The following is a 13,213-nucleotide window of genomic DNA, read 5'->3' on the forward strand; positions in this document are numbered from 1 at the left end:
TGTTGTTCGACTCCGCTTCGACTGGGCTTCGGGAAATTGCCGAACAGCAGTCGAAGAACTACCAAAGGAATGGCGTCCCAATCTCGATTGAGGTACAAAGCTGTCCCTAATGTTCTTCGGACTATCATCAATGACTTATTCTTCTGAAGTAATTCCTTTTTTATGTCCCTAAATTTTTATTCAAAAGGTAACTAGGCTCTATTTTTATTGAGTATGTCGTAAGAGAGCTTTGTGTAAAATTACGTGGTCAAGAATATCTCGTCATCACAACTTTATACCAAGCTTGGTGATAGGTTAAGATGTAAAATGGTTTTATGAAAAGGTGTTTATTATAGATAGCATTGCAGATACTTGTCTCTAAGAGAGGAGCTATTATGTAAGAAAAACGATTACTGCAATTAGAATTGGCTTTAGGTATTAAGGTCCATATAGGTTTCTATTTTCACAAACTAATTACTTATCCCAGATAAAAAGCAACCTTATTAACATATAATAGTGACCTCCCGCAAACTGTATCTAGCAAAAGCAATAAGGTGTTCCTACTAAAGCGTCGATATCTTAAGATCAAGGGGCAATTATTGCAACAACTAAGCATGCTAACTGTTATGAATCGAAGTTTTCACCATTCCATGAATCCGTAAGTATGAGAAATTCTCCACCTACATTTTCAATCATTTCTTTAGCATTCGATTCTTGACCACACATTATCAAAAAACACATTTACGTTATTACATTCGTTTTTTTAGGGCGTGATTTGTTTTTGATTAAGAATGTATTTACCTTCCCTTCTGGTCGGATTACGGCCTTGTTAATCAACTATATCAATTTCATATCATTCAATGTTCACAAAATATTGGAAGTAAACATCCACAATGCAATTGTGTAATTTATATCAACTATTATATTAAATACCTAATTTATAAAAGAATGCACTGTTTAAGCACCTATCATCATACCTATTTATTAAAGCATTTTATAGGGCTTTTCTTTTTGGCACTATCTATAATCAGTTGCCGCAATACGAGCACACAACAAGTTACACTTGAAATTGATAAAGCTAAGCAACAAGCTATTGTAAACAAATACCTCATAGACAGTGCACAGCAATATAGCTACTATTCAAAGGAATGGCAAAAATATATAGATATGGGTTTAAAAGAAGACTCTACCATAGCTTATCTATGGCAACAAAAAGCAATGCCTCTATTTAAACAAGGGAAATATGAATTGGGTATGAAATACCTTGATAAAGCTGTTCTTTACGACAAAGACAATTACCTCAACTATAGGGGATTTATCAAGTGCATCTTTGCTAAAACCTATCGAGAAGCAATAGTCGACTTTGAAGAAGCCATTAGCCGTCATGGGGACAGTCATGTAATGGATCACTCCTATCGGTTTTACATTGCATTGAGTCTATTGCAGCTAAATGAATTTGAAAAGGCAGAGGCTATTTTAAAAGAAGTGGTTGATAAAATGTTGCAAGAACGTGGTGAAGAATGGGTGCATCACCTAGAGTTGTTCTATTATGGCATCTCGCAATATGAACAAGGGAAATATGAAGCGGCAGTGATCACCTTTGATCGTGCGCTAAAAAGATACGAACAGTTTTCTGATGTAAAATACTATAAAGCGATTTCGATGGCTCATCTTGGTAAACTCGAAGATGCCACTGCTTTACTTGAAGAAGCGAGGGTAAACAGAGAAAAAGGATATACAATCAATGAAGATAATGTCATTTATGAACGTTATCCTTATCAAATCAGATTTGATAAGAATAGCCTATTTCAGTAACAAAAATACCGTATCTTAAAAAGTTTGTCTTCCTAATGGCATAAAGCATGTTGAGACCTTACTTGTCAATGAAAAATGGCAACAGCAATAATAACAGCAAATATCTTAATCATAAATGACTTATAATTACAATTCATATTAAAAATATCCTGTCAGATCACCAACTACAGTCAATTGGGTACCAACACTAAATTTTAAATCTCATGGATATCAAAAACTGCCTTGGTCTGAGTTCGAAATAACTTTGCACAAGTTCATAATCCGAAGAAAACTGCTGCAGGTAATTTTTATTATTCAAGAGATTGGTTCCCGTCAGCTCTAAATCTGTACGCCAATGCGTTAGCCTAAACCGATAAGTCGCATCCATAAAATATTGACTCTTTTGTGCCTTGACATTATTCCCATACAAAGAATTGGACATCGTAATCAAATGTCGATCATGGGGAGCAAATACCAGGTTGAAAAAATGATTGTTATACAACAGCTCATTGCTCAGTCCACCTGCCAATTGATTATGGGTGCGCCCCATAGAAACTCTATAATCTCCAGAAATCATAGATGAGGATGAATTGATCAACTCAAACGTGAATGACTGACTGTTAACATGTTGTTTGACCAACTGCTCATTGAGCAAATAGTCTGAAACACGCCAATTTAGGCTTCCGTTCAACTTGGCTATGGTTTTGATACCAATAAAAAACTTGGAAAGTCCTCCTCTTATCCCTTGATGGAGGCTCTGCGCATCTTGATTATTAATACTGGTCGTACTCCGCCCCAAGCTATCCAATACTGTACTAAACATATAATCGCGCCAGCTCTTTGTGTAATGATAACCCAGATTGGCAAAATTCGCCTTCAAAGTGTTTTTATACTCATAATGTATTCCTGTACTGAGGTCTTCATTCTTGAGCAAGCGCACATCATACTTTTGGATACTACGATACTGACTGATGATATAACCATTATAGAAATTGTCGAGTCCACCAAAGTTCCTACCTCCACTCAGGTTTGTACCGACACTATTTTTACCGTTAAGCACATAGGTTACCGAAGCAGATGGATTCCAACTGCTCCGGAATTCATTTTTCATACGCTGTATGCCTTGCTGTTTGACATTATAGTAATATTGACTAAATGGCAGATTGAAACTGTACCTAAACTTACGTACTTCTTTTCCAATTTGGAGCGCCAAGCGCAGCTGTAACTGTTCGTTGTTCATATCATTGAAATAGCCGGTATCCAAAACTCGAATATCATCTTGATCCTGTACCTCGATATGACTGTTCAGCTTACTGTTGTTATAATTCAGGTTAACGCTGGGAGAAAAGGTCCATCTTTTGATCTTGCGTGATAGACTCAATCCGTTTTCAAAATTGAAACTCTTAAATCGGACAATTTGCCCCATCCGATCATATGGCTTCCCGGCATTGATCAACGATTCAAATTGACCGGGATTGACCGAAAGACGTTGGGGTGTATTGTGCCACTCTATAGTGGAGGTGTCATTGACCAACTGTTTTCCTATAAAACGGGCGAGTGAAAAAGCATTGAGGAAGGCTTCATCTGAAAAGTTCTTGTCCTGATGCATAGGGGTATCTTCATTAAAAAGGATATTCCCGACACTGTTGTTCCAATGTTTACGATAATTGGTACTGTTGCGGAGATAAACGTTTGATTCATTTTTCTCGACCAATACCCCAATATTCAGTTCGTCGACACCATAACTATTGTCTACCACTTCTTGGTTGCGAATCACTTCATCGCTTGTAAAATACTGTGTCATGGTCGTACCTTGGCGCTTTCGATTATCATGGAAATAAGAAAAATTACCTTTAACTTCAAGACCGTTCTTCAACTTTTGAATCATATTACTACTCACTAAAAAGATCTGATTATCCAACCATTTTTTCTGATCGAAACCAGGAGTGGCCACCTCTCGAATGGAGAGATAGCTCGGGCCATCAGAAAATCTTGATCGGGCTGCAAAATAACCAGTACCTGAATAGAATGGTTTTAACTGTTGTGACACATCATCACCAACATTGTTCGTCTGAAACGAATTGAGAGTTTGAAAGGTCTTTGCAAAGGACATCGGCGTTATATTGGCATCCCAAAGTGCGGGAGTTGCACCCAGACCAATTTTTCCTGTACCTGTTGTAGTAAATTTCTTGAGCTGAAGATTAAGTGTGGCGCGATTGGAAAAAACCAACTTATCCAACATTTTAATCGGCTGATGATTTTCAAGTATCTGTACTTTCAAAACCGCATCTGCTGGAAGATTTTGATTGATAAGACCGTAACGACCCCCCATCATATCCAGTCCATTGACACGATATTGTTGGATAGGTTTGCCTTGATACAAAATCTGACCTCCACGCATCTCGATGCCCGGAAGCTTTTTGATGATATCGGCAATAACACGATCTTGCTTACCCGTAAAGGAGGCAACATCATAATTGATCGTATCTTTTCGATTGTAAACGGGTACATCAGCCACCTTCACTTCTTGGATTTTTCTCACCTCCGCCTTTAAAATATACGCATAGCTCGCGGCAGCATTGACAACATTGACACTACGCTTGGCATAGCTGAGGTGATTGAAATCCAATTGTACCGAGTCTACATCGGTGACTTTGACCGTAAGTTTGAAGATTCCAGCTCCATCACTTTTTGAAAAACCTAACAGCGCTACCGAACCGATCTTTTTATAGGATACCGTAACATTAGCGATCGGTTTTTGATCTTCAGTGAGTAATTTCCCTGTAATAAGAATCTGGGCAAACGAATGGACACCAATCAGTATAAAAATGACTGTAAAAAAGAGTTTAACTTTCATGGGAATCTTTTGCACATCAAATTAATGCCGTTCGATATGGTTATTATCTGTTTTCATTTCTGCACGAATATTTACTTTACTTTCTTCAGATAATCTGGCTCCAGTTAATAGCGCATATTCGGTCATATTGTTTCTTAATTTTTTCCTTTCCTTAAAAAAATTATCTTTTGTTGTCTTTTGGAGAACAAGGTCTGGGCGTAGTTGATCTAAAGTGACTGATACCCCATTTACTTTACTGATGGAGACCATATCGAATGTAAAATACTTATCTCGATCTGATATGGATAACACTAAGCCAGGAAGTCCACAGAATTTGTACGGCCCATCTGAAATCGGGATATCCATCGTGAACCAAGCGACCCATGTTCTTCCTCCCCAATCTGTCGTGGCCTTTTGGCAAACAAAATTATGTATATGGGCAGTATCCGGATGTATTTCCCATTGCATATCCACCTTCTTTTCCTCGTAGTAGGACAGTTCATTATTTCCTTTAAATCCCATCCCGTTTACGGGTTCATAGGTGGAAATAATATCTTCCCGCTTTACAATTAAAAAGTTATTGGGTTCTATACGACCATACCTGTAGAAAGACATATTACTACCTTGTGCCAGCGCCAATGCTGAATCACCTCTAAATTTTGATAGGGTCTGAAAATGACTCTCATCATCACCGATCATCAATTGTGTAAAAACACTTTTTCGGGAAGCACTGGAGATACTATCATTCTGATAGGTAAACTTATACATAATCTTCGTATCAAATTTCGCGGGTTTTTCCTGAGCCTGAACATTGAAATGGAATAGTGAAAGAAATAAAAGGTAAAAAAGGTTTTTCATATGCTGGTACATTATAATGGGTTAAGTTTAATCCTTGACTCGTTCTTCTTATAATTTCTTTAATTTAAGTTACGTCTAATAGAGGTCTGAATCTCTACACTCAATTCTATTAACAAAAACTACCTATCCTAATGCCTAAGTTTTTATCGAACACAACCAATTACAAAGGTTCAGGTATTATAAATGGTCATTGTATTTTTACTTTTAAATAAAGCAAGGCCATCCATAAATGAAACATTTCACTGAATTACAGACGATTGACTTTACTTCTTTGTGGTTGTAATTATTTAAGTTTATACTCTAAGATAAACAACTACCCTGATATATTAAAAAAATAAACGAAAACAATCGATTGCTTAATTTTTAACAACATTTCAAACCCTATTTTGAATAAAATAGTATAAGTCTAGAAACTATAATAAATCAGAAATATATCCTTATAATTGTTCGTATTAATTTATTTCTTATTAAAGTTAACAAATCTCTATTTTTTATATGAAAAAGTACATACTCTTATTAATATCAAGTATCATGATCAATTGGGCGAATGCTCAAGTGTCAAATTCCAAAGCTTTTATGGAAGCTTTTAAACCCCATCTTGGTAATTACTATGAGGGGACTATTATCAAAGGAGGTAAACAAGGTGATGGATTTACTGGTGAACGATTATTGATGCAGGTTATGAGCTATGATGATAGAGAGGTGAAAGTTCCGTTCTTTGTTGGTGAAGATAAATCACGTACCTGGATATTTTCTTGGAGCAATAATCGTGTAGAATTAAAGCATGATCATAGATTGTCGGACGGTTCTCCTGATCAAGTAACTTTTTATGGAGGTACAGCTACCAACGAAGGTCAACCACATATGCAAATGTTTCCAGCAGATGCGGAAACAGAAGAGCTTATTGATTATGCAGCATATAATGTCTGGTGGGTAACCATCGACGATACCAAGTTTACTTACAACCTAAGTAGAATAGGATCCGACCGCGTGTTTTCAGTTGAATTTGACCTAAAAAATCCTGTTACATCAGATTTTAAACCTTGGGGTATTCTCTAATTTATATTTTTACAAATGGAATCCTTATTCCAATTTGATTAGACAGCTGTGGTATAAATCAGTGTTATATAACTAAATCGCATTCATTATGCAGTGATTATAAATGAGCTGAATTATATTCCCATATATGTAAAGCGATACCTCACGGTATGTCCTCCACTAAGCACATGAATCAAACTTGGTCATCGGTATAAACTGACGGATGGGGATTTTAAAACAAAAATAGTTGAATGAATAAAAGGAGTAGATAAAAAATAATCGAGCCATAACAAGTATGGCTCGATTAATCATCACAATAAGTAACTAGAAATTATTTAATCAGGATTTCTCAAGTTTAAATCTTACACTGTATTTTCTAGTTATTAAAAGTAAATATGTAAAAAATTAAGCTTTTACACCTAAGTTAATACCGATACCTTGACCAAGGCTAAGACCTAAACCAATGTTAATAGAACCTAATTGCAAGCCTAATTGTAAGCCCAATTGTCCATCTAATTGTAAGCCTAAAAGTAAACCAAGACCACCAATTAATCCACCTTCAACATTAGTCATTTCGTTCATGTTCAATTCTTGAACACCGATTGTGTTTAACTCTAAATTATTCATTTTTTTGTCTATAAAAAATTATTCCTACTCTATTATTTAAGCCTTTTCGGAGAACTGCCTTGTTGTATTAATGCACTAAATTAGTGTTGTTCAATGCTTAAAAAAAGCATTGAAAGTATTATTTGAAAAATAAAAGGAGCCTGCAGAAATGCTTCTAATCTGATTATTATCAAGCTGTTGAATATCAACCCTAATCTGGATTGAATAATCTTTTTCATAATAATAGGTATTCCTTTTTCGATCGTATTCTAAAGGGGCGCCAATCTCTTTCATATACTCAATAATACGAGCAAGTCTAGATACAGAGAGTCCAAGTCGATTTGCAAATTCAGCCTGTGTCCCAGTTCTACCTTGACGAATCAAACTATCCATTAAGTTAATGCGATCGATATATTTGAATAGTTGCATAATCTTTTGTTTTAATGTCGTTAATATGAAAACTTGATGTCTCCAGACACATGATAGTGCAGCATCAAGAGGCTAAATAATGTATTGTATCGGGCTCGAATCATTTCGGCTTCCGATTTTATCAGGTTATTTTTACTGTTATTGATATCATAGATGGAAACTTTACCTGCCATAAAACTACGTCTAGAATACACCAACGATTCTTTTGTCGCAGAAAATGCCTCTGTCGAAATTTCATATTGCTGTTTACTTTCCTTCCAATCGAGCTGAAGCTTTTCTAAAATTTGTATCTGTTGTATTTTTTCATTTTCGCTCAATAATCCGATTTCCTGCTTACGTAAATTGACTTGCTGTAACTGTCTTTTAGTCCTGCCCTTGTTAAATACGGGAATCGTTACCGCTATAGCTATCTGCTGTGCAAAATTATCTTTGGACTGGCCAAAGAATGGCCGTTCATTTGCAGTTTTGAATGCGTTAAAATAGGTAGTGCCTAAACTTGCGGATCCTTTGACCATCGGATAGTCTGCTGCTTTAAATAGTTTAGATTCGATATCTAGTCCAATTAATTGATTTTCATACTTGTTAAGTATGGGATTATGTCTTATTGCTTCTTGGATGAGATCTGACTTTGTTCCTCTTATACCTGTTTTAAAAATCTCGGATTCTAAAAGAGGATCATACACCCTTAATGCACTATAATCCGCATAGTTCATATGCTGGGCCAAGGTTAATTTGGCTTGCTGAGTTTCTTTATGATATTGTTGATATTGTTGTTTTTCTCTTGCCAAATTCGCTTTTGCCTCAAACACTACAGCTGGAGCAGTTGCCCCTATCGCAGTACTCTTTTCAGCTTTATCCAATAATTGCACTGAAAAGTTGATTGCTGAATCTTGTGCATCAACCAAAGCTTGTGTCAGCAGAACTTGTAGATAACCCTGTACTATCTTAAGTGTCAAATCCCTTTTTAGAACTTCTTTTTCAAGCTGTTCTTGTTCTGCCTCTACGGTCGCTTTTTTTGCTTGATTGCGCAGATAATTAAATTGATACAGGGTCATCTCGGCATTAATCCCCATATTACTATTAAAATTATCATTGCGACGGATGGTACCAAACACATCCTGAGAATGGCCAAATGTACTGTACCCATTGAAATAACTTCCAACTGCAGGAAGTCGCTCTCTATGGGCCATTTCTTGATCTAAATTTTTAATAGCCACTAAAACATCTTGACGTTTTAGTGGAAGATTATGTTCGATTGCATAAGACACACAATCTTCCAAGGACCATTGCTTTTGTGCAACTGCCATTCTTACTCCCAAAGTGAGTAACAAAGCGATGATTAGTATTTTTTTCATCAATCTAGAATAACGGATTGCTTTTTCCACATATCTCTATAAGCTGACGCTGTCAATAACAGTTGTTCATGACTACCTTGTTCGACAATCTGACCATCTTGCATAACCATGATGGTATCTGCCCCTGCTATGGTACTCAATCGGTGAGCAATAACGAGCATGGTTTTACCGGCTGCTCTAAATCGGTCAAAAGCACGTTGAATAACCAACTCGGTCCCGGTATCTAACGCTGATGTTGCTTCATCAAGAATCAAGATATCCGGATCGCGATAAAGTGCTCTAGCAATGGCAATACGCTGTCTTTGTCCACCGGATAACATAGAGCCATTTTCTCCTAAATAGGTTTCGAAACCTGAGGGTAGTTTTTCAATGAACGACATCATATCCAATTCTTTAACGACAGTCATCAAACGTTGGAAATTTGGAACTTCTTCCCCTACAGCAATATTTTCGATAACATTACCAGAGAAAAGATCAATCTGCTGCGGAACGATTGCGATGCGCTCTCGAAGAGATTGCTTAGAAATATAATTAAGATCATATTGTCCAATATGAATCTTCCCCGATTGGACAGGATACAATTGCTGGATCAGTGCTCCTAAAGTAGTTTTGCCACTTCCACTCTCACCTATGATAGCAGTCATTTTGCCTTTTTCTATTCGACAACTGAAGTCTTTGAACACTTCGACTCGAGATCCATAGGAGAACCGTATATTTTCAAATAAAATATCACCGACTTCATTGCTCACCAAATCCAGTTTACCTTCATTTTCTTCTCGCTCAAGATCCATAATTTCAAACAAGCGGTCGGCAGCAATCAATGCATTTTGCAATGTTTTATTCATTCCGATCAATTGACTAACGGGTCCTGTTAAGTATCCGATCAAAGCATAAAATGATAACAACTCGCCCGGTGTAATCGTACGATCAATCACATAATAGGATCCAGCCCAGAGTAAAATAATTGTAAACAGGCGGGAGAGAAATTCACTCGATGTCCCAGAGAAAAGTCCATTCAATACGGACGAGTAAATGGTCTTCAAGAGATAGGTGAATTTGTGATCAGTACCGCTATTGAAATAGGTCTCCATACCAAACTGTTTGATGGTCTTGACTGAAGTGAGTGATTCGACTAGATGCGATTCCAGTTCAGCTCCTTCTTCCATAAGCCGGCGTTCCACTTTTTTATTCAACTTATTGGTTAACCAATAGACAAAGAAATAAAAAGGAATGACCAATAAAATAATCAATGCCAGTTTCCAGAAATAAGAGAACATTAAAGCAAATGAGAACACAACAATTAAAACATTAACGACGGCCTGAATGGCAACATCATTGATAAATGCCCGAATTTTGACTGCATCATTTACTCTCGATATAATCTCTCCGACTTTCATCGTGTCAAAAAAACGCTGTGGAAGACTTAGTAAATGTTTGTAATAGCCCAAGATCAGGTAGCGATCAATCCGTTGTCCGGTTTGTAACACCATGACGCTTTTGAGCGTACCGATGATTACTTGAAAGAACAAAATAACCAACATGGCGACCGAGAGTAAATTGAGTAAACGAACATTGCCATCTACAAGTACAAAATCGGTAATCTTTTGGATATAAAGTGAAGAGGACAAACCGAGTAAGGTATAAACAACTGCACCGACTAATGCTTGTAAAACAATCGATTTATGTGGTTTTATCAGATTCCAAAAACGATTGTAAACATTAGTTTTCTCATTCCGCTGCTTAAAATATTCATTGGGTTCTAATAAGATCAACACGCCAGTCCAGATTTTCTGAAATTCTTCTATACTGTATTGTTGGACTTTCCCCAGACCGGGATCCATTACCGTGACCTGACCCTTATGGACTTGATAAATGACAATATAGTGCTGCAATTGACCATTTAAAACGACGTGTGCAATCGCTGGTAAAGGGATTTGTGGTATGGCATCTATAGCTCCTTTCACTCCTTTAGCTGTAAACCCTAATTCCTGTAATCCTTGGATCATGCCAAGTACGTTGGTACCTCGGGTATCGGTGTGGCAATGCTGTCGTATTTTTGCTATTGGAATATCTGACCCATAATAACTTGCAACAGAGGCTAAACAGGCTGCCCCGCAATCACGGATATCATGTTGCTTAATACGGACTGGAGATTTTTTCATCAGAATAAAATGTTTTAAAATGGCGAACGAAAAAAACAGTTATGAAGTTATTTTATTACCTAGATTGGGATTAAAGAGATCGTCCGCCCGATCAAACAATAATTGCCAAAGTGTCCGATCGACCAGAAAAAAACGGGCATTAAAGGTGTTACCTTTACCAACTGTAACTTTACTACCATTGGGCAAACTCAAGTGATTGCCATCTATATGGCAACGAACTTTAAAAAATGGCGCATTATTCTGATTGGCTACCAGATTGTAATCGATGTCTTGAACTGAACCTGTGAGAAACCCCCACTGATTATAATTATAGGTATCTATCTGAAATTTGACCGCTTGCTTATCTTTAATATAACCAATGGCATTTGCTGGAACCATACATTCGGCTATTAAATTATCTTCTGGAGATATTTCTAATATATCTTGTCCTTGTATGATTTGACTTCCTTTTTGAAAACCTTTCAGGTTGACCACTGTCCCGCTTAAGGGTGCTCTGACGATATAGTTTTCTCCATCTATTTCAATAGCGTCTCTTTCTGTTGAATTAGATTGATATTTTTGTTGCAGTTCTCTCAACTTTGCACTCCATTGTGCCATCTGTTGTTTTTCAATTGACAAAACCTGATTTTTCAATTGTTCATATGTATACCTACTTTTATCAAACTCCGCTTGAGCTATAATACCTTGACTGAATAAGTAATCGTTACGTTCAAATTCGCGTTTCGCTAATGTCAATTGTGATTGCACTTCGGACATGCGTTGTTTCATAGAAACAAGCTCCATCTGATATAAGCTACTTTGTAAACCAACATGTTTCCTAGATAATAAAAACATCAAATCAGAGATTTGTTGTTGATAATCGGCTGCCATATGTTGATTGAAAGACAATTTATTTTGTAGTTCTTTTGAGACAACCACAAATAAAGTATCCCCTTTCGTCACCCGTTGATTGTTTCCACTGATCTGGCTATCCACAATACGACCACTTACAAGGGAAATGATCTTCGTATTCTCTGTTTGCGGCCTAATAATTCCAGGTGCAGAAATAGATATCGGAATGCGTACAAAAGGTAAAACAGCAAGTGTGACAGCAACAGCAATTAACAACAAAATATAAATAATATTGGTTTTGTGCATAGTGGTATTTAATTATCCAAATCTCTCAAATAAGAATATGACATACCACAACTACAAGTTGTATTTTATTATATTTACCTTATCTTCAAACAAGATTAATTAGTAATATAAATGCAATTTTTTGACGTATTTCCAACTTTTCAAGAAGCTCCTTATTCATATATTATAGTCCCTATCCTGATGATCAGTAGCATCCTAGGTTTTTACACTAAACCCTATTTTCATGCTTTACTTTTACATCCTTATGAACTCGCAAGAGGTAAGCGCTTACATACGTTGCTTACCTCTGCATTTATACATAGAAATTGGATACACTTGTTGTTCAACATGTTGATTATATATGGATTAGGATATGACATGTTTGGAAACATCATGCAAGTATATGGCTCGGTATCTGCATATTTACTAACACCACTCTTATTTTCTCTACTCATTATTATCCCTAATGCATTTCTGGTATTAAATAAAAGAAATGATTTTTACTTTACCTCTATAGGAGCTTCTGGACTTACATTTGGCCTTTATGGTTTCTCAGCATTGTTCTTTCCTTTACAAAAGATTAATCATTTATTCATTCCTTGGATTCATAATGCTGCTCAATATTGGCTCTATATATTGATTGTTTTGACCCTTTTGTCATGCGTGAAAATTTCCAAAATAAATAGGTCGTTACACATTGTTGCTTACTTATTAGGTTCAATTATTGCATTAATAACTAGAAATGAGTCTATTTATGAATTTACGAAAGCCTTATTTCTTAAATTCTAAAGTATTCAAAGAATATCTCCCATAAATTTGACCTTTTCTGATTTGACCTTTCGCCACCTGCATTGATTTCCTTTTGTTCTTTAATACTTAATGCGATAACCTTGATTTTTTTATTTTTTTTGTCCACGTTTTATTATTTTAATGTTCTCAAAAATACGGACATATAAAAAAGTATACCACAACCTTGGGTTTTAAACGGTATTTAAATTACACAGTCTCGTCAAAAAAATTCAAACCTATTTTCCAAAATA

General features: G+C 36.2%; 10 protein-coding genes. 3 read left to right on the forward strand and 7 right to left on the reverse strand.

Annotation, left to right across the window (positions count from 1 at the left end; translation table 11 throughout):
* Positions 1-927 precede the first annotated feature (927 nt).
* Positions 928-1,794 (forward strand): tetratricopeptide repeat protein, encoded by an 867-nt coding sequence (locus tag KO02_RS17795; RefSeq protein WP_081918422.1) that lies wholly within the window; start codon positions 928-930, stop codon positions 1,792-1,794.
* A 187-nt stretch (positions 1,795-1,981) separates the two neighbouring features.
* Here KO02_RS17795 and KO02_RS17800 read toward each other — a convergent pair whose 3' ends face one another.
* Both KO02_RS17800 and KO02_RS17805 read right to left on the reverse strand, forming a co-directional pair.
* Positions 1,982-4,630, reverse strand: coding sequence for a hypothetical protein (locus KO02_RS17800; protein WP_038700463.1), 2,649 nt, complete (start codon positions 4,628-4,630; stop codon positions 1,982-1,984).
* A 21-nt stretch (positions 4,631-4,651) separates the two neighbouring features.
* Positions 4,652-5,467 carry a GLPGLI family protein gene (locus tag KO02_RS17805; RefSeq protein WP_038700465.1) on the reverse strand — a complete coding sequence of 272 codons (816 nt, stop codon included), beginning with the start codon at positions 5,465-5,467 and terminating at the stop codon, positions 4,652-4,654.
* Positions 5,468-5,962: 495 nt separating this feature from the next.
* Between KO02_RS17805 and KO02_RS17810 the strand changes: the two genes are divergently transcribed.
* Entirely contained in the window at positions 5,963-6,526 is a 564-nt protein-coding gene (locus tag KO02_RS17810) for a hypothetical protein (RefSeq protein ID WP_038700467.1), read from the forward strand.
* A 384-nt stretch (positions 6,527-6,910) separates the two neighbouring features.
* Here the strand turns inward: KO02_RS17810 and KO02_RS17815 are convergent, their stop codons facing one another.
* The 5 genes from KO02_RS17815 to KO02_RS17835 all read right to left on the reverse strand — a co-directional run bounded on the left by KO02_RS17815 (position 6,911) and on the right by KO02_RS17835 (position 12,194).
* Positions 6,911-7,132 carry a hypothetical protein gene (locus KO02_RS17815; RefSeq protein ID WP_038700469.1) on the reverse strand — a complete coding sequence of 74 codons (222 nt, stop codon included), beginning with the start codon at positions 7,130-7,132 and terminating at the stop codon, positions 6,911-6,913.
* Between the two features lie 90 nt (positions 7,133-7,222).
* Positions 7,223-7,540 (reverse strand): hypothetical protein, encoded by a 318-nt coding sequence (locus KO02_RS22960; protein ID WP_051960024.1) that lies wholly within the window; start codon positions 7,538-7,540, stop codon positions 7,223-7,225.
* Positions 7,541-7,560: 20 nt separating this feature from the next.
* Entirely contained in the window at positions 7,561-8,895 is a 1,335-nt protein-coding gene (locus KO02_RS17825) for a TolC family protein (RefSeq protein WP_081918424.1), read from the reverse strand.
* Positions 8,895-11,057, reverse strand: coding sequence for a peptidase domain-containing ABC transporter (locus KO02_RS17830; RefSeq protein WP_038700474.1), 2,163 nt, complete (start codon positions 11,055-11,057; stop codon positions 8,895-8,897). Before KO02_RS17830 ends, KO02_RS17825 begins: the two co-directional genes overlap by 1 nt.
* 39 nt (positions 11,058-11,096) lie before the next feature.
* Complete coding sequence (locus tag KO02_RS17835; protein WP_038700476.1) at positions 11,097-12,194, reverse strand: HlyD family secretion protein; 1,098 nt, start codon at positions 12,192-12,194, stop codon at positions 11,097-11,099.
* A gap of 111 nt (positions 12,195-12,305) precedes the next feature.
* On the opposite strand from KO02_RS17835, the gene KO02_RS17840 reads away from it, so the two are divergent.
* Positions 12,306-12,962: a rhomboid family intramembrane serine protease gene (locus tag KO02_RS17840; RefSeq protein ID WP_038700478.1), complete on the forward strand. Its 657-nt coding sequence runs from the start codon at positions 12,306-12,308 to the stop codon at positions 12,960-12,962.
* Positions 12,963-13,213 lie beyond the last annotated feature (251 nt).

Source organism: Sphingobacterium sp. ML3W (genome assembly GCF_000747525.1).
Taxonomy (GTDB): Bacteria; Bacteroidota; Bacteroidia; order Sphingobacteriales; family Sphingobacteriaceae; genus Sphingobacterium.

Coding starts and splice junctions, on each gene's coding strand:
- KO02_RS17795 (WP_081918422.1), top strand. CDS start 928: ATGCACTGTTTAAGCACCTATCATCATACCTATTTATTAAAGCATTTT.
- KO02_RS17800 (WP_038700463.1), bottom strand. CDS start 4,630: ATGAAAGTTAAACTCTTTTTTACAGTCATTTTTATACTGATTGGTGTC.
- KO02_RS17805 (WP_038700465.1), bottom strand. CDS start 5,467: ATGAAAAACCTTTTTTACCTTTTATTTCTTTCACTATTCCATTTCAAT.
- KO02_RS17810 (WP_038700467.1), top strand. CDS start 5,963: ATGAAAAAGTACATACTCTTATTAATATCAAGTATCATGATCAATTGG.
- KO02_RS17815 (WP_038700469.1), bottom strand. CDS start 7,132: ATGAATAATTTAGAGTTAAACACAATCGGTGTTCAAGAATTGAACATG.
- KO02_RS22960 (WP_051960024.1), bottom strand. CDS start 7,540: ATGCAACTATTCAAATATATCGATCGCATTAACTTAATGGATAGTTTG.
- KO02_RS17825 (WP_081918424.1), bottom strand. CDS start 8,895: ATGAAAAAAATACTAATCATCGCTTTGTTACTCACTTTGGGAGTAAGA.
- KO02_RS17830 (WP_038700474.1), bottom strand. CDS start 11,057: ATGAAAAAATCTCCAGTCCGTATTAAGCAACATGATATCCGTGATTGC.
- KO02_RS17835 (WP_038700476.1), bottom strand. CDS start 12,194: ATGCACAAAACCAATATTATTTATATTTTGTTGTTAATTGCTGTTGCT.
- KO02_RS17840 (WP_038700478.1), top strand. CDS start 12,306: ATGCAATTTTTTGACGTATTTCCAACTTTTCAAGAAGCTCCTTATTCA.